A 17285-nucleotide genomic window follows, 5' to 3' on the forward strand; every position below is an offset into this window, starting at 1 on the left:
TAAATATGACTTAGAAAAGGAGTACAAAAACAACAAGCACTTCCAAGCCCTCTATTCTCAAGCGGCTCAACAAGCGCTAAGAACAGTTAGCGAATCCTTTAAGTCCTTCGATGGTTTAATAAAGGCGTTTAGAAAAGGAAAGATAGCAGATAACCCTAGACTGCCTAAGTATTTAAAGAAAGGCGGTCTTTCTGTTGTCAGCTATCCTAAGCAAGCTTTGAAGATTAAAGATGGTCAAATCAGGATACCGCTAGGAAAGTTGGTTAAAACATGGTTTAAGATAGCGGATTTCTTTATCCATAAACCATCTAATCTCAACTTCAAAGACATCAAGGAGCTGAGAGTCCTCCCCCGCAACGGTTGCTTCTACGCTGAGTTCGTCTACCTCCTGCCTTCCATAAAAGCAGATGTAGACCCCTTACGGGTACTAGGAATCGACCCCGGACTCAACAACTGGATGACCTGCGTTTCTAATGTAGGAACCAGTTTTATTGTTGATGGACGTAAACTAAAGAGTCTCAACCAGCTCTACAACAAACGGGTTGCAACCATTAAGTTGGATAAAGCTCAAGGGTTTTGGAATGAAGAATTAGCCTCTCTCACAGAAAGGCGTAATAGGCAAGTAAGAGATGCGGTTAACAAAGCCGCTCGTGTTGTTATCAACTATTGCCTCCAACATCGGATTGGAACAGTCGTTTTCGGCTGTAATCGACGCAATAAAGATGGGATTGAGTTAGGGAAAAAGACGAACCAGGAGTTTGTTCAAATTCCTACTGCTCGTCTTAAACATAGGATTGAGCAACTGTGTGAGCAATACGGGATTCAGTTTGTAGAAACTGAAGAAAGCTATACATCTAAAGCTAGTTTTCTTGACAATGACCCTCTGCCTGTATTCGGCTCAGGCCCGGAAGGGTGGAGCAAGGGTGGAAAGCGAGTAAAACGAGGAATGTACCGCACCAAAAACGGAGAATTTGTCAACGCCGATGCTAACGGGGCTGCCAATATTCTCCGCAAAGTAGAGATACAGCTAGGTCTTGATTGAGCCTTGCGTCAGTAGGGCGTTTTTGACTGCGCCATTCAGGGTTTTTCTCTGGAACTCTAAGAAGACAAAACGAAGGGACGCGGCTTTAGTTCGTCCCGTAGTATCCTCTTAGAATCCCCCGCGTTTTAACCGGGGGAGAAGTCAACTATTGCTAACTTTAACGAAAATGGCTCAATTGGAGACTTCTGCCATTTCAATAACGCGCCCCTCTAAATCTTTAACTAAAAAATTCAGCGGTTTTTGAGTGCGAACCTTATACTTGAGGCGTCGCATTTGTACCCGCATCAACACTTGTTCTAAGCAGTCATGATCAAAGCAGACATGGCGGTGTCGATTTTTATTCCCATAGCTGGCACCGGAAATGACATGGAGTTGGGTATTTTTTCTAAGCTGATACCAAAGTCCCTCAGTTCCTTGTAGTTGAGTTGCACTCGTGGTTCCGGTATTGGTGGATAGATAGAGGGGATCAATCCCGGTTGCGCCTAGGGTTTGCTCATAATTGTAGTAGTAGTGTAGGGGAACTTCTGCGGCTGACAACTCCAGCAAGCCTTCATAAAACTGTCGTGCCACCTCCACATCAGACACCATAATGGTATGTACTTTAGGCGCACTGGTGAGAAACATCCACATCGCCACCGCGTAAGCTGCCAAGAGCATAACCATAATGCCTTGGGTGGAAAAAAGGCTATCGAGTGGCAGAGACGGTAAAAAAGCGCCAAACGGCAGGAGTGGTAGTCGAAAGGCAATAATATCAACTGATAGAATCATTCTGACAAGCGATGTTGAGTTGATTTAACTTTGACGAATCGGTTGTTCTGTTACAGGTTTATGATGAATACCATCCGATGTCCTATAGATGTTACTAGATGTTACTAATTTTAGCTAAGGTAAACGACATCAGCTAATCCTGCGGGACGTAAAACTCACACACTAAGGATGATAGGCGTCAGCAACTCACTGTTAAATCTTCAACCGAAGGGGTAACACCTGCATAAGGGAGGCATCTGCTTGAGAGTGAACACCGTGCATTCACCAATTCTAGCTAGAACGTAAACACTGTGCATATTCCACATTTTTCTGAATCCAACCATCCGCTAGTCAAATCCCTGTTTCACTACAGCGATCGGGAACTGGTAACTCTGTTTCAGCGCTATCCGGAACAGGGAAAGTATTTCACGGCGATTTTCTGCCGCTATAGTCCGATTGTCTATACCTTAATTCGTCATTCCGCGCGATCGCCCGTGCAAGCCGACTACCTCTTTGCCCTCACCTGGCGTCATATTTTCTATGAACTGCGGGGAATGGATTTTATCAAAGAGGCGGCGAGTGAGTCTAATACCTTCCAAAGCTGGCTGATTAACATGACAGCCGTCTGCATCAATCAAGCGGATTTACCCCCAGTGGAGTCCATTCACTATACCCTCCAAGCTGCACCACCCCCATTATGGTGTTATCTGGAGGCAGCATTAGAACAGTTACCCCCTCTGATGCGGTTAATTGTGATAATGGCTTTAACCTTTAAGTGGAGTGAAACCCGCATCGCCGCCTATTTACAAGCCGAAGGCGAAGTGATCGCACCCGCTCAAGTCAGAAATCAACTCCAGCAGGGGTATCAGCGATTAGAGGCAAACTTACCCGAGGATATTCGCGAGATTTACTTACAACAAGCGGCGGATAATACTGAGGACAAGTCCGAATCCAATGCTGTACCCGTGTGACATCCTCTGGCGCTGTAATCTTTTTACTGCAATCGCTAGAATTTTGAATAGGGCAAGTTCTGTCCGATTTTAAGCCTGTGGACTGGAAAGAGTGCCGTCACCGCCAGAAAGAAGCAGGAAGCAATCCGGATGATGTCTAACAAGATCCAATATTGTCTAGCTTTGTCCAAGTGTTGTAGAACGGATAGACATTCCCTATCTCGAACAAAAAATCATCAATCCATGAATAGAGGATATCTCTCGGTGAACGTGATGCGTCGCACATCGGTGGCTCTGATTTCTGGGGCGGTACTGATCTTGAGTAACCCGGCTCTAAGTCAAACCGTCTCCAACAACACCGAGGGTTTTGACTTACAAGATCAATTGACGATTCCCTTGAATAGAAGCCTTCAACGGGAAGAAAGAAATGAGGCGGATTTACTTCTGCGGCTAGGAGGAGAGGCAAAGCGTCAAGAAAATTGGCAAAAAGCCATCGCTTATTGGCAACAGGCGCTGGATCTTTATCAGAAAATCGGCGATTTTGAAGGACAAGGCTTAGCTTACAATTATATTGGTCTCACTTATGCTGATTTGGGACGCTTTTCCCAAGCTGAGGAGTCCCTACGCCGTCGGTTAGGGGTTGCCCGTTTCCTACAAGACTTTCAGGGACAAATTTATGCCTTGAATAACATTGGCACTGTACTGCTGCAATCGAGAAATCTGGAAGCCGCCCAAGTAAGCTTTGCTGAAGCCCTCACGATTGCTCGCACGGTGGGCGATCGCGAAGGGGAAGGACTTAGTTTGAGCAACCTGGGTTTAGTCGCCACTAGTGCGGGTGATTATTTAGAGGCGATTAAGCAGTATAAAGCGGCGATAACCTTGCGGCGGCGATTGGGCGATCCTTTGGGAGAAGCGAATACCCGTAATAATTTAGGGGATGCCTATTTCGCGATCGCCTCCTACAAAGATGCGATTGGCTCCTATCGATATACCTTACAACTGGCACAAGATAGCCGTGATATTCCCAATCAGTTTCGCGCCCTGCGTGGATTGGCGAAATCTTACAGTATCATTGGTCCAGATTTGCTGGCGATTCGATATCTCAATCAACATTTAGCCTTAGCCCAAGAACAGGAAAGCTTAAGCCGAGAGTTGGTTTCACTGCGATTATTTGCCGAATTTTATCTAGCCAGAGGCAATTTATCTAAAACGCGGCAATTTTACGAACAAGCGATCGCCCTCGCCAACGCGATCGGCGAAACTCAGCAAGAAGCCTTATTACGGAATGATTTAGCCCAAATCCTTTATGAAAGAGGGGATTGAACTGCTAGTTTTGCTACTGCCATTCCGCAGGTTTAGCTTTTGGCTTGGGGCTACCAGCTAATTTTAAACTCCCCAGGCCGGATTCGAACCAGCGACCAATCGGTTAACAGCCGACCGCTCTACCACTGAGCTACTGAGGATCATGACTTCAACGCTTGCCACGATTACTAATCTTACCCAGTAAAAGGATAATTTGGCAAGCCCTTTGAGAAAATTTTTTTCAGAGCATCCGCCGTTACACCTTCTGTTTCCCAGCCATACCCGTCATTTCGCTGAAGTAAAAGATGCTGCAACCCCTGTGATTAAAACCTTTTGGGAGATTCTCTCTATCCGTATCCAGGTTGTCGCAAAAGGCACAGGCGTAGATGGCACAGAGGGCAGATGGCAATGCTACGTCTGGGAGCTGGGGAAGCCATAGTACATTTTCCCTGATAGCGGTGCAAGGGTATAAAAGGGTTAAACCCTTTTTCCTTGAACAGGAGCAAATATCAATGCCGCTCAAAGCATTGATAGATAAGGGTTTGGGATTTTTGCAGCCAGCCCTATTTAGATATAAAAGCTGCGGAAGCAGATGGTTCTGTTGTCGTGATTGGAATGTAAGTAGCCCCGATGGCTGCTTTTAACAAGCGAGTGGCTTACAATTTGGCAAAATCCGCGATAACTGTCAAGACTTCACGAGGATGGTTAACTAAAAAGTCAGGGTTATATTTGATTAATGCATCTGAAGAATTAAATCCCCAAGTTACGGCTACCACTTTTATGTTAATTTTCTTTGATGCAGCGATATCTCGTGTTTCATCTCCTATATAAACAAGGAAGTTTGGCTGAAAATGGTTATCATTTATAAGTTTTTTTAATGCGCTTGATTTACCGAAAATTGTCGCTTCTGAATCAATGAAACTAAAAAAAGATTCTAGGGCATGTATTTTTAAGAAGGTTTTAACATTTTTTTCGGTATTTGAGGTTAATATGCCGATAATCTTTCCTTGATTCTTTAACTCCTTTAACAACTCAGGTATTCCATAAACAGGCTTTAAAGATTCAATATCCTTGTGTAATTCTGATTTAATGCGCTTAAGCAAAAAAGGAATTTTGAACAAGGGAAGTCCTGATTGTTGAATAATCTGGCGAGTGCTTAAATTTCTAATCTGTTCAATGTCCGATGGCATCAACGGTTTATATCCAAAGTCGTCTGCTAAACGATTCGCAATCCGGACGATCGCGTTGAAGGTATCCGCCAAAGTGCCATCAAAATCAAAAACAATAACTTTTATACTCATGAGTTTGCTCCGACAATTGACAATGACTAGCGAAATGCCGACAGATGCAGGAAAATTGATATAGATATCCTGCTGAAACGCCAATATCGGAATATCTTAGTTTGTCCAAGATTTTTCCGAATTCCGTAAGTGTAGGATCTATATTGCCGGGGCAGATCAAAAACTTGGCATCACAACTTATGTAAACCAAGTATAATCAGTGGTGCAGGGATAAATACTGGGATAGATAGTCCTATGGCTACACGTAATTGGTAAACAGAATTATTGTATGATAAACGTTAATGGCTGAAAAACTCAAATGTTTCAGACGTTTGCCGAAGTTCTAAATTATATTGCCAGTCATCCAGACAAGTTTAGGGAAGCCCTAGGGCAACATTTGCTATTGGTACTCGTGCCACTGACAATCAGCTTAGTGCTGGGTTTACCGTTAGGGCTGCTGAGTGCGCGATCGCGAACCACCTCAACTGTCTTGATTAATACCGTCAATGGTTTACGAGTCATTCCCAGCTTAGCGATTTTATTCGTTGCCATTCCCTATTTGGGGCTAAGTTTCAAATCGGCGGCGGTAGCGTTGACGCTTTTAGCACTACCACCGATTTTGATCAGTACAGATGTAGCCTTTCGCAATATTGAACCCACCATCATCGAAGCTGCCAAAGGGATGGGGATGTCTCCCAGGCAAATTTTGCAACAAATCGAAATTCCTTTAGTCTTACCGGTAGTCATTGCTGGGATTAAAACCGCGACAGTCGAGGTAATTGGTAGCGCAACTCTAGCTGCTTTTATTGGTGCAGGGGGATTGGGTAGTTTTATTGCGTTGGGGTTTGCGCTTTATGATCAAAGTATTCTATTGGTAGGTGCTATTCCTGTGGCAATATTGGCATTAGTTGCGGAGGTTAGTTTGAGTATTTTACAACGATTTACATCCTCCCACAGCAGGTAAAAAAGGTTTTATATTTGTTATAGGGGTCATTTGTCAGTGTCCGCAGTTTCCCAGACTTTCATTCTCCTGCTAAGCACTCGTTTAGACTGAATTTTCCCCAGCCGAAAAATTGAAACTGCCTCACCTTATGGTGAGGCTTTCCGCGATTTTTGACGTACCCTACTTATTTACAATCGCTTAAAGATTGATGTGATGTAGTGGTGGTTTTAACTGAATGTTTTGTCTATTACCCACATAGGAAACTGATGTAGTTGTTCAGCGTTGCGATGTTCTGCTCATAGGCAGATTCATCACCCACCGCCACTACACTCCGCACAAAAAACTTGAACGGTAGCTCTCGTTCGCCAAAAAAGCTAACAAATCCATCCGGCTCAAGGGTATCTCCGTTTAAACCAATTGCCCAATACAGTTCTTTGTATTCCTTAAGTTCGGCGATTTTATATTCGCTTGCCTCAATCTCCTGGTTGCGTACATCTTCAATGTATTTATTGAGCGTTGCGATATCCTCCTCGTAGGCAGAGGGGTCGCCAATTTCTACCTGCGAACTCCGCACGTAAAACTTAAATGGTAAGTTTCGCTGCTCGAAGAAGCGGAGGAATCCGTCTGGCTCGCTGGTTTCTCCGTTCAAACCAATTCCCCAGTTCCGCTGCTGGTAATTGCGGAGTTCGTCAATAATGTTTTGAGCAGCTTGGAGCTCTTGTTTGGGTACTCCCCGAAATACGATATTGCAGGTGGGAGCGGGAGCAAAAGACTTGAGGAAACTCATGCAGGGGGCAAAGAAATATTCCCCGCCTTTCATGGTTACCCAATGAGTGAAGTCAGCTTCCGTCTGCCCTGACTCGTCCCAGTTAGTTGGCCATTGGTATGTCTCTGTGACGGCGACTAAGTTACCATTATTATCCTTTTCTTTCTTTTCAACACCAATGACTACATCTGTACCCACATCTCGCCGGACAAAGTTACGTTCCTTCGCCCATGCCTTCTGCATGAAGTTGAACTGATTCGATAAACTGGCTTGGAAGCACAAAAACAGCAGTCCTGCACCGGTTTCTGGCTCCTCGCTGGGGAGAGGTCCATAGTTAATTCCCCGACGAACAATACGATGCATCTTCTCCTCTTCTAGAGGGACTGGCGTTTCACCACGGGGATTGACCTTGCGAGTGTGGGCGTGGAAGGGACACTTTAGACCTTCGTTATCCTCTGCATAATTAAAGTTGTTCTCTTCAGGCTGTTGAGAGCTTTCCGTATTTTGGAGAACAACTGGAGTTCCGTCCTGGAAGCGTCCCATAGTGTAAGCTCCTGCTAAATCGGGGGAAGCTTCGAGCTTTTCAGCCAGGTTATTAACTACATCCTTGTTCCAGGCTTTAACGTTTTGCTCCAGTTTGCGGTAAACTAAAAAACTACCGTAGCTCTCATCTTTTTTACCCAAGGGATCTTTGAACAATACCAAATTTAGCGGGGCGCTAGGATCCCATTTGGAAAAGTCGCTATTTTCTTTTTCCTTGTCAATATCTGCCTTCAGAAACAGGGGTTGACTGACTCCATCTCGGAATCCGAAATGCTCCATCTCCGCTCCAGTTTCAGAACTTCTGAGGACGTAACCTATATCCTCATGGGCGACTGTAGCAATATTAGCCAGCTCTGTTTTTATTTTCTCTACTTGTTGTGCCAATAGAGCAGGCTGCTTGTGCAGCAGTTCGGGGTTTTTCCGCTCTAACAGCTTTGCCTCTTGGGTTCGCGGACCTACTATCTTATCACCTGCAAGCAATACAAGAGCATGAATTTCTTGTTGAAAACTATCTTCCCATTGCTCAACATCATCGCCAAGTTCGTTCTGAATATTGGTATCTTTCATCCCTTGTCGAAATGGGTTTTCATTGGGCAGATCCTCGTAGTTATACCCTAAGTACATATAACCAGCCCTTGTTAAAAAGAAGTTGCCAAATAGTTGACCTTCCCCTTCATACTGTCGATGCTGCTTTGCCTGCTCGGCTTGAGCCAGTGCAGATGTTACATACTTGTGACTAAAATTGCCAATCCATTGCTTAACGGATTCCGGATCGCCAGTGAATTTCAAAAACAAATGAACCGCATGGTTTCGTCCATGGGATTTGAGGATATTGCCTTGGATCTCACCTAACAGGGCTTCATATTCCAATTCATCAAAAGGGGTGACAATTTCGGTGACTTGCTTTATCGCTTCGTTGATGTCAGCCATAACCAACTCCTTTTTTACTGTGTAGCTAAACTTGTCTGGTTGAAAGTAAGACTGGGAGATATTTGACAAACAGTAAGTCAAAAAACTCCTACAAATATCTCGCCAGTGGAAGAATTGATGCCCCGGAAATTAAGCCTTTACTAATTGCACGATCTTGGCGTGGGAAGGCTTCCCGGCACCATTGACGTAGAAAAGCATGTAGTGGCCTGGTGGGCTGAAATGGTCGTTAGTCGGAGCGCTAAAGCTGATGCTAGTGTTGTTGTCAGTTCCACTAGGTTGTTGGTCTTGGATCTCTAGTTCTACCAAGCGTTGACCCATATCAAAAGAGTGAGTTGCCGAACCCAATTTCACCAGAACCACAGAACCTGAGTTATCTGTAGAGGCGTTGCTCACAGAGATAGTTTGAGAGGCGCCGTATTGTAGTTGTGTAATATCTGTCTCAATTTCTGGGCGGGGACTCGCTCCGAAGAGATAGGGCGGGTAAAATATTGCATGTTGCCAGATCTCGCCGCTATTGCCGTCAGTGCCTTTCTCGACAAACGCGAAATCGTTCTTGGTATCTAGACGAACGGTTCCGTCCTCATCATATCTGGCGGCGCGAGAGTTGTTGCCACCCATGACTAACACCCGTGCATCTGGTAACAGCAAAGCGTTGTTGTGATAAAGCCTGGGTTCAACATCCGGGTTCATCAGCTTGGTGCGGAAGCCTTGGTGGTCGGTTTGGGTGGCATCTGGAATCAACAAGGTCGGGTTGTAAGCCGGACGGGTTTCGGCGTAGTTACCTCCGTTGACTACCAAAATTTCCTTGGTCGGCAGAATGACAGCCTGTTCCATAGCCCGCTTGCCATAGCGACCTAAACTGGAGGACTGCTTTACATACTTATAATTCAGTGGTAAGGCTTTTACTTTACCCTCTACGATATCCTCAGTTTCGAGTAGAATGTCTTCGTCAATTTTGGCAAAAAAGTTCTTATCGATCTCCCACGAACCTTTAGTGTTAGTGTCTTGTGCGCCTGGTGCTTTCCAACGCTCTAGGCTGGCAGCAATGGTTGCTCCCTTGATGACATCTTTTCCTGGTCCAATACCAATGTTATTGGTGCCCATGATGCCACCCATTAAGAGGACATCTCCGTTAGGAGAACTCGGGTCTATTACTGCAGTACCATAGACTTTGTTGATGGCTTTTCTGTCAGGACCTTTCTCGAAGCTTATGGTATACTTTCCGGTTCCGGGGTCTTTATCGAAGATTACGAAATAGCTATGGACGCTTGCGTGAGCAATCTTAGCCTCGTTTTTACCGCCACCATCTCCTGTGATTAAGAATCGGTTTTGCTGTTGGGTTGGCAGTATGCGTGCATAAAGGTCTATGATGTCAGACCCGAAGTTCTCGTCGTTCATCCGAGTTAAAAACGGATTGTTGGGGAGATTTTTGACATCGATAGACTGCCAAGTTTTGTTTGTGGGATCGTAAATTTCTACCAGAGTGCTAATAAGTTCTGGGGAAGTCGCTGAGAGTCCCGAGAAGGCAGCAATTTCCCCGTCAGCTAGCGGGACGAGGGTAGGATACCAGTGACCGTCCTTGGTTAAACCTAAGGTTTCCCAAGTCCGATCTTGCCAGTGAAAAATATTGGCATTTCTCGAGCCTAAGAAGCGCACGCCGGGGTAGTAGCGTCGAGTCCCCCCGACAAATAATACATCTCCGCTGGGTAGCTGTAAATGACCGGAACAGAAAAGGTCATTTATTTCACCTTCTACCTCCGCTGGGGGCGATGAAATACGCTCGAAAGGAGATTGGGTGAAGTCTGGTTGGGGGTTATAATAGAAATCAGAAAGGGAAGGATCGAAGATGGATGTGTTGTTGACGACATCGTAATTACTATTATCAAGACCGTCTTCGATTTTGCCATCTGCCGTAACGTGGTTGCGGTTGCTGCTGCCGTTGGCAATTAAGACTTTTGAGTTTGGTAATAGCGCTACGTGAACAGCTTGCATCCGATCCTTTTCTTCGGGCATTGGCAACATATACCAAGCACCCATTTCTGTCGGACAACCTTCGTAGGTTAGGAATTTATTCTTGAGGTTGTTTCGCAGTTTAGTTTCTAGCTGACTAGGAGTTCCGGTGCAGATTGAAGCGGAGGACGAGCCTCCGTCATCGGCTAGCGCGTAACTCCAGTCGCAAAAGATGACTGCTACTGCCAGGACAAAGATTGTCAATATCTTCAGGAGTTTGTTTCGCGTCGCGATTGTCAATTGTTCTTGCTTCATTATTTTATTTGTTCACTTCTATTAACTTCCCCTCAAAATGTCAAACCAGACAGAAAATTAGTAATTTTCTCCGCCTACTTTTGTACCTTTAAAAACCATCACCTCTAGAATCTAAATTGCACTTTAATTCCAGCAGAAACTGTGTCCAGTCCAGAAAATTAAGCCTGAGAAATACCAATTCTACAGACACAATTACCTGTCCGACAAGAGGAATTTGTTTCTAATCGGATGATACCCCTCTTTTGACTCAAATAGGTACGCAAAGATTATACCCATCAGTCATGAGGAAAATGAACCCATCCTCATTGGAAAACACTGCACACTGATAGGGTGTGAGAGGAACGCAAATTAATTTGCTTTGTATTGTTCTTGGCAATTATAACTTCTATCTAAAGAGGTATGTCAAGGGTAATACACTGGTCTGAGAAAATTTTTCTGTTTGGGCTTCGTCTGACAACCCTTTGGGACTAGTTGTAAAGAATTATTAAGGGCTGTATTGAGGGGTTAAGCAAAGTTGTAAAAATCTAACTAAATAGTTGGACAAAAGTTTTGGGCGCTGTATAAAGTTTTATAAATATTGTCTCAATGCTTGTGATATAACAACTTGGCTTGTTTTTACATTTCTTAACGCAGAGCTGTTTATTTATGTCTGACCACTTATTCTGTAGAATAGTTTCATCTGGTTCCCTGAATTTTTCGTTGCGGATTAGATAGCCACTGTAATCCCAACAAGACACCATTTAAAGCAAACGCCAAAATCGCCACAGTAATTGCCCCCGCCCAAATTTTATCGTAGCGACTCTGAGAAACTCCCTCAAACAGTAGTAATCCTAATCCTCCAGCCCCAAACTTAGCACCAATTGTGGCAATCGCGATCGCGACAATTGTTGCCAGACGTATTCCGGCAATTCCAATGGGTAAAATTAGGGGAACTTGTACCCACCACCACCGTTGCCAGGAATTCATTCCCATCCCGCGTGCGGCTTCTAAGATTTCGGGATCAATTGATTGTAATGCCACCAAAAAATTTCGTACCAGAATCACTTGGGTATAGAGAATCATCGCCACCACTACCGATTGACGATTTAACCCAAAAAGTGGCACAAGCAGAATAATGAGCGCTAGACTCGGTATGGTGTAGAGGATGCCCAGAATACCTAAAATGGGAATATTCAGCCAACTGTAGCGAGTAATCAGTAAGGATAAGGGAAGCGCGATCGCGACAGCAATCAGTACAGCTAAACCCGTCATCTGGAGATGTTCGAGCAGTAATTGAACAATATCTTCAGGATTTTTAATAATATAGTTCATCAGGATTTCATTTCAGCCTAAAATATAAATGGATTCAATGGAATAGGATATAAACCAATAAGCATGTGCCGATTACTAGGCTACCTAGGTTCCCCTCTCCAACTCGATCAGCTTTTGTATAAACCTGAACATTCCCTGGTTGTCCAAAGTTACTTACCAAAGGAGATGAAATCGGGTGTCGTCAATGCTGATGGATTGGGCATTGGCTGGTATCATTTAACTCAGGATGTTGAGCCGTTTACCTACAAAAATACGCTACCCATCTGGAACGATACGAATCTACCGGAATTGAGCCGTTATGTGGAATCCGACTGTGTATTGGCGTATGTTCGGAGTGCTACACCAGGTCAAGCCTTGCATCTGGGAAACTGTCAGCCCTTTCGCCGCGAGCGCTTGTTATTCATTCACAACGGTTTTATCCAACATTTCCGTCAAACCCTATATCGAGCCATTCGCGATCGCCTGAGTGATGAAATTTATCAATCAATCCACGGTACAACCGATTCTGAGCATATTTTTGCCCTCTTTGTCAATGAACTCCAAGCGGCTCCCGATGCTTCCATAGAGAAAGCCTTGTCGCAAACCTTGATCCAGTTGACACAATTAGCCCAATCCGATCAAGTCAGCTTTTCTGCAAATGTGGTTATCAGTGATGGGCATAGCCTAGTTGCCAGTCGCTATGCATTGGATACCAGTGCACCGTCTCTATACTGGTTAAGGGATGACCCAAATTACCCTAACGCTGTCATGATTGCCTCTGAACCCTTGTTTGCTGGAAATTGGCACAGTTTCCCAACCAATAGCCTCCTGGTGGTTAAAGAGGATTTGGAGGTTCACATCAATCGACTCTAAACACTGATAATGTCGTGGAAGTTAACCAACTCCCAAGGATGCCGATGCACCGCCATTTCAATGCCGTTGCCGTTTGTGCTATTCTAAGAATACCTACCATCTCATTTTTCTCAACCCAGCGCTCTCTCACGCTCGGGTTTTTCTAGATGTCTCACTGAGTCGAATAGGTATAGCTTGAGTTCTATAACTTAGCTCTTAAGATTAGCTGAAGATATGTTCAGGGTACTTTTTTCACGGCTTCACTCTCTTTTAACAGGATGACGGAATCCTCTGATTGGGCAAAATTCCGCCATTCTAGATGCCTGCACTTTTCGCCTCATACCCCAGGTTTATTCCTTTATCTTACCGTGCCGAAGACAACTCCTCACTTAGCCACGCCAATCGGGAAATTGACCCTGGAGACAGGCAGCTATTTCATCATTCCAGTCATCTTCTATTTTCGTAATCCACGCCTCAAACTTATCCTCAGTGCCGGCGTTGAACATTTTGTACCGCAGTTTTAACGACAATTTATCCCAGCGCACAGATTGGCTATGAGAGAATCTGCAATAAGTCATTCTTAAGCTCCCGATAATTATTAGTTAACTCAAAACCACTGATTTTCTAAACTTCTTTTAACAAATATATTGAATTGTAAAGAAAAAATCTAGGCGTTCAATAACACAACTCAGGTGATGATTCAATAGACGATTGGTGATACTGTATAGTATCAATAAGTAATTTCAATGAACCTTCAGCGTGACTAGACAAAAGCCCTTGAGTGAGCGAGGTCACACATTCTTACCCAGCCCATCTACCCGATCAACTGAAAACTTTTTGAGCAACTTAATCAACTCAACTGTAAGATCATCAAGTAGCTCAGTGGTAAGAGAGTCTAAAAACAGTTAACGGCGGTTAACGGAGTCTGAAGAGAATGGAACAACATCAGAAATCGACGGTTGTGATTACGGGTGCCTCATCAGGGGTTGGTTTGTATGCTGCCAAAGCCCTGGCGCAAAGGGGAACATGGCATGTCGTGATGGCGTGTCGGAATTTAGAGAAAGCCCAGAACGCGGCTCAAGAGGTAGGTATCCCCCAGGATAGCTACACAATTATGCCGATTGACTTGGGTAGCTTAGAGAGCGTGCGCCAGTTTGTGACCCAATTCCGGGAAAGTGGCAAGTCTCTAGATGCTTTGGTGTGCAACGCCGCCATTTATATGCCTTTAATAAAGGAACCCCAGCGCTCGCCAGAAGGGTATGAATTAACCGTTGCCACAAATCACCTGGGACATTTCCTCCTGTGCCACCTGATGCTAGAGGATTTGAAGCATTCCTCGGCTTCGTCTCCCCGGCTGGTGATTTTGGGAACGGTAACCCACAATCCCGATGAATTGGGTGGGAAGATTCCACCGCGTCCAGATTTAGGTGAACTCAAAGGCTTTGAAACGGGATTCAAAGAACCTCACTCTATGATTGACGGCAAAAAGTTTGAACCCGTCAAAGCCTACAAAGACAGCAAAGTCTGTAATGTGCTGACGATGCGAGAACTGCATCGGCGCTATCACGAGTCAACAGGTATCGTTTTCAGTTCCCTTTATCCAGGATGTGTCGCCGATACACCCCTGTTCCGAAATCACTATCCCCTGTTTCAGAAACTCTTTCCCTTATTCCAGAAACACATCACTGGGGGGTACGTATCGCAGGAGTTAGCAGGTGAACGGGTTGCCGTCGTCGTTGCCGATCCTGAATATAGCCAATCCGGTGTCTATTGGAGTTGGGGGAACCGACAGAAGAAAGAGGGCAAGTCCTTTGTGCAAAGGGTTTCTCCCCAAGCCCGCGATGATGAAAAAGGGGAGAGGATGTGGGAGTTGAGTGCCAAGTTAGTGGGAATCGTTTGAGGAGAGAGGACTAGGGGTTGCCGTTTGTCCTAGCCGCTCTACATAACTAGTCAGGGCGATTCCTGAATTGCCCCGACTATAACTATCGGGAAAGTCGGCATTGAAATAATACAGTGTATTACGAAAGCGTTGACAATAGTTGTATTCTTCTTTACCATAGTTAGTATTCCTTCTAAAGAAGGTTACTAGGACGTATTACAAGCAATGGAATTTGCTCTCATAGCAAGAAGAAAATCCCATTGCTGCTGACGATTGATGTTGACGACATTGAGCTAGGGAGCATTTACTAAAAAAGCCGTTAGGTTTTTCAAGCTTTGTTTGTTTAAAGTAGACAAAGCTTTGTGCGACGGCAAAACCTGTATCGATGGGGCTATTGGTTGAAAGAGATGGCTCTACCCGAACAGGTACTGGTAAATGAATGTTAGGGTGCATTTTCAGGTTCATGTGACGTGTTTGATAAGGGTCTTTATTTAAATAACGCCACTGATAGATAAGAATGCGCGATCGCAACTCATTCTCTTTCAACAAGAGATAGCGATCGCGCTTTTTTACAGCATGAGCGATGGTGAAAGCCCCCGTACTTCAGTCGGGGGATGAAACCGGTTACACTTCCAGGATTGGAGGTTGAGTCGTACTTGCCACTCGTATAACCCGACAGGGATTTCCGGCGGCGATAACATTGGCAGGAATACTTTTGGTAACAACGCTACCGGCACCAATCGTGGTATTATCGCCAATCGTGACACCTGGACAAATAATTGCACCGCCACCAATCCAGACATTATTACCAATATTAATCGGTCTGGCGAGTTCGCGTCCGGTTAGTCTTTGGGTTGGATCGGTAGGATGATAGGCTGTATAAATCTGCACATAAGGTCCACATAACAGATTATCGCCTAAATGAACCGTATTACAGTCGAGAATCACACAACCATAGTTCATATAGAGATTATCGCCGACATAGATATTACTGCCATAGTCACAGTAAAAGGGAGGACTAATTTGAGGATTAGATCCCAGCTTGCCAAATAAGTCCTGTAAAAGTTGCGATCGCGTCTCTACTTCGTCTTCCATTGTGGAGTTGTACAAGCGCGTCAGTTGACAGGCTCGATTATGTAATGCTTTTAATTCAGGGTCAGATGCTAGATATAGCTCTCCTGCTAACATCCTCTGTTTTTCGGTCATCTGCTTCATCAAAGCAATATCCAGCCAGTTTATCATTGTTTGCGTTTTGCCCGGTTTCCCCACCATTCTTTTGACGTGGAGAAGTCAATAATTATCCAGCGCCCCATTCACTCTGCCATTAAACCCATAAACCTGACGGCTACCGACAAACGGTACCAACTCAACCTCCCGTTCATCTCCCGGTTCAAAGCGCACGGCTGTACCCGCCGGAATGTTTAACCGCATCCCCTTGGTTGGCTCTCGGTCAAATGATAGAGCGTCATTCACTTCATAGAAATGAAAATGAGAACCTACCTGAATCGGGCGATCGCCTGTATTCGCTACCGACAGGTGCAAGGTTGGACGCCCCACATTCAGTTCAATCTCTCCCTTTTGGATGATTTGTTCCCCTGGAATCATCGTCTATTTTTAATAAAAGTTTACAAAAGTACAAGTAATGTTGATTTCAATGACAGCAACTACTCCCAGCGCTGCAACTGCCTTGAGAACTGTCAACGAATCTAAATCTGTTAATAATACACGACTATTTAGCCTGTTGGCTAGATAAATAATTTTAATTTTGTATACTTACCTTGATTAATGTTTACAATCATTAATGAGTTGGGAGTTCGGTGATCATGCGGATAAAAATTACGCTATTTTGCTGAGATAGCCAACCGCTAATTTTGATAAAAGTTAATTAGTCAACGCACAATTGGTAGGAAAATGTAACATTTCCTTTGCAAAAATAAATTTTTCTAACAACTTGTAACGACAAGGAAATAAGTATCAGATATGTCCTCAACCCAGTCAGCAACTCTTTCTCGCACGGATTTGTCCTTAAGCCAACAATTTGTCTCCAATCCATCCCAGCGACTGAATAAAACACATCATTATAAACTATCCAATGACCGTCACAACCATGTCTTCGTCCCGAAAGATGGCGGAATTCGGGCTTACATGACAGAACAAGGTCAAGGCGTAGAACCCGGTGATTATCTCATTTTGCACAGAGGCTCTACTTCAAATCGCTATCAAGTGGATAAGATTAATTACTATTCCAGCCCGCCTGATATGTGGATTGCGCTGCTGAAACAATGTTAAGTTGAAGTAGATCCGAATGGCTATTAAGCTGTCACGCATTTAAATTGGGAATGGGTAGCGAGCAAGATGCTCACATTACAAGGATTTGGCAGTTGTTGACATTCATGTAATCATTTAACCAAACCATCAGGGTTTCTTGGTCGGTGTTTTCGGTAATCGTGGTGAAGCCTTTTAAATCGGTAAATAGAACCGTTGCGATTAGCTTCT

At 44.5% G+C, this 17285-nt stretch carries 15 protein-coding genes, 1 tRNA gene and 1 pseudogene; 8 read left to right on the forward strand and 9 right to left on the reverse strand.

Annotated elements, in window-relative coordinates:
• A pseudogene (locus RID09_RS08130) lies at nucleotides 1-1154 on the forward strand (RNA-guided endonuclease InsQ/TnpB family protein); the annotation flags it as partial.
• Nucleotides 1155-1213: 59 nt separating this feature from the next.
• On the opposite strand, the gene RID09_RS08135 reads toward RID09_RS08130, so the two are convergent.
• A complete protein-coding gene (locus RID09_RS08135) occupies nucleotides 1214-1810 on the reverse strand; it encodes a glyoxalase-like domain protein (RefSeq protein ID WP_446335445.1) in 597 nt (198 codons plus the stop codon).
• 290 nt (nucleotides 1811-2100) lie between these two features.
• On the opposite strand from RID09_RS08135, the gene RID09_RS08140 reads away from it, so the two are divergent.
• Both RID09_RS08140 and RID09_RS08145 read left to right on the forward strand, forming a co-directional pair.
• Nucleotides 2101-2760, forward strand: a complete 660-nt coding sequence (locus RID09_RS08140; protein ID WP_446335446.1) for an RNA polymerase sigma factor — start codon at nucleotides 2101-2103, stop codon at nucleotides 2758-2760.
• Between the two features lie 222 nt (nucleotides 2761-2982).
• A complete protein-coding gene (locus RID09_RS08145) occupies nucleotides 2983-4062 on the forward strand; it encodes a tetratricopeptide repeat protein (RefSeq protein ID WP_446335447.1) in 1080 nt (359 codons plus the stop codon).
• Between the two features lie 68 nt (nucleotides 4063-4130).
• Here the strand turns inward: RID09_RS08145 and RID09_RS08150 are convergent.
• Nucleotides 4131-4202, reverse strand: a tRNA-Asn gene (locus tag RID09_RS08150).
• Nucleotides 4203-4267: 65 nt separating this feature from the next.
• Here RID09_RS08150 and RID09_RS08155 point away from each other — a divergent pair.
• Nucleotides 4268-4480, forward strand: coding sequence for a hypothetical protein (locus RID09_RS08155; protein ID WP_446335448.1), 213 nt, complete (start codon nucleotides 4268-4270; stop codon nucleotides 4478-4480).
• Nucleotides 4481-4697: 217 nt separating this feature from the next.
• Here RID09_RS08155 and RID09_RS08160 read toward each other — a convergent pair whose 3' ends face one another.
• Nucleotides 4698-5342, reverse strand: coding sequence for an HAD hydrolase-like protein (locus RID09_RS08160; RefSeq protein ID WP_446335449.1), 645 nt, complete (start codon nucleotides 5340-5342; stop codon nucleotides 4698-4700).
• 298 nt (nucleotides 5343-5640) lie between these two features.
• Here RID09_RS08160 and RID09_RS08165 point away from each other — a divergent pair, with 298 nt between their 5' ends.
• Nucleotides 5641-6285 carry an ABC transporter permease gene (locus RID09_RS08165; RefSeq protein WP_446335450.1) on the forward strand — a complete coding sequence of 215 codons (645 nt, stop codon included), beginning with the start codon at nucleotides 5641-5643 and terminating at the stop codon, nucleotides 6283-6285.
• Between the two features lie 226 nt (nucleotides 6286-6511).
• Here RID09_RS08165 and RID09_RS08170 read toward each other — a convergent pair whose 3' ends face one another.
• The 3 genes from RID09_RS08170 to RID09_RS08180 all read right to left on the reverse strand — a co-directional run bounded on the left by RID09_RS08170 (nucleotide 6512) and on the right by RID09_RS08180 (nucleotide 12079).
• The gene (locus tag RID09_RS08170; RefSeq protein WP_446335451.1) at nucleotides 6512-8503 is read right to left on the reverse strand and encodes a Dyp-type peroxidase; all 1992 of its coding nucleotides are present in this window, start codon (nucleotides 8501-8503) and stop codon (nucleotides 6512-6514) included.
• A 129-nt stretch (nucleotides 8504-8632) separates the two neighbouring features.
• Nucleotides 8633-10768, reverse strand: coding sequence for a galactose oxidase-like domain-containing protein (locus RID09_RS08175; protein WP_446335452.1), 2136 nt, complete (start codon nucleotides 10766-10768; stop codon nucleotides 8633-8635).
• Nucleotides 10769-11443: 675 nt separating this feature from the next.
• On the reverse strand, nucleotides 11444-12079 hold the full coding sequence (locus tag RID09_RS08180) for an ABC transporter permease (protein WP_446335453.1): 636 nt from the start codon (nucleotides 12077-12079) through the stop codon (nucleotides 11444-11446).
• Nucleotides 12080-12142: 63 nt separating this feature from the next.
• On the opposite strand from RID09_RS08180, the gene egtC reads away from it, so the two are divergent.
• Entirely contained in the window at nucleotides 12143-12931 is a 789-nt protein-coding gene (egtC, locus tag RID09_RS08185) for an ergothioneine biosynthesis protein EgtC (protein WP_446335454.1), read from the forward strand.
• Nucleotides 12932-13299: 368 nt separating this feature from the next.
• Here egtC and RID09_RS08190 read toward each other — a convergent pair whose 3' ends face one another.
• Nucleotides 13300-13488 (reverse strand): hypothetical protein, encoded by a 189-nt coding sequence (locus RID09_RS08190; protein WP_446335455.1) that lies wholly within the window; start codon nucleotides 13486-13488, stop codon nucleotides 13300-13302.
• A gap of 356 nt (nucleotides 13489-13844) precedes the next feature.
• On the opposite strand from RID09_RS08190, the gene RID09_RS08195 reads away from it, so the two are divergent.
• Nucleotides 13845-14810 carry a protochlorophyllide reductase gene (locus RID09_RS08195; protein WP_446335456.1) on the forward strand — a complete coding sequence of 322 codons (966 nt, stop codon included), beginning with the start codon at nucleotides 13845-13847 and terminating at the stop codon, nucleotides 14808-14810.
• A gap of 603 nt (nucleotides 14811-15413) precedes the next feature.
• On the opposite strand, the gene RID09_RS08200 is transcribed toward RID09_RS08195, so the two are convergent.
• Together RID09_RS08200 and RID09_RS08205 are read right to left on the reverse strand one after the other, a co-directional pair.
• Nucleotides 15414-16031 (reverse strand): sugar O-acetyltransferase, encoded by a 618-nt coding sequence (locus RID09_RS08200; RefSeq protein WP_446335457.1) that lies wholly within the window; start codon nucleotides 16029-16031, stop codon nucleotides 15414-15416.
• 48 nt (nucleotides 16032-16079) lie between these two features.
• On the reverse strand, nucleotides 16080-16394 hold the full coding sequence (locus RID09_RS08205) for an urease subunit beta (RefSeq protein WP_446335458.1): 315 nt from the start codon (nucleotides 16392-16394) through the stop codon (nucleotides 16080-16082).
• Nucleotides 16395-16769: 375 nt separating this feature from the next.
• Between RID09_RS08205 and RID09_RS08210 the strand changes: the two genes are divergently transcribed.
• Entirely contained in the window at nucleotides 16770-17078 is a 309-nt protein-coding gene (locus RID09_RS08210; RefSeq protein ID WP_446335459.1) for a hypothetical protein, read from the forward strand.
• Nucleotides 17079-17285 lie beyond the last annotated feature (207 nt).

The organism is Coleofasciculus sp. G1-WW12-02 (genome assembly GCF_040219735.1).
Classification (GTDB): Bacteria; Cyanobacteriota; Cyanobacteriia; order Cyanobacteriales; family Coleofasciculaceae; genus Coleofasciculus.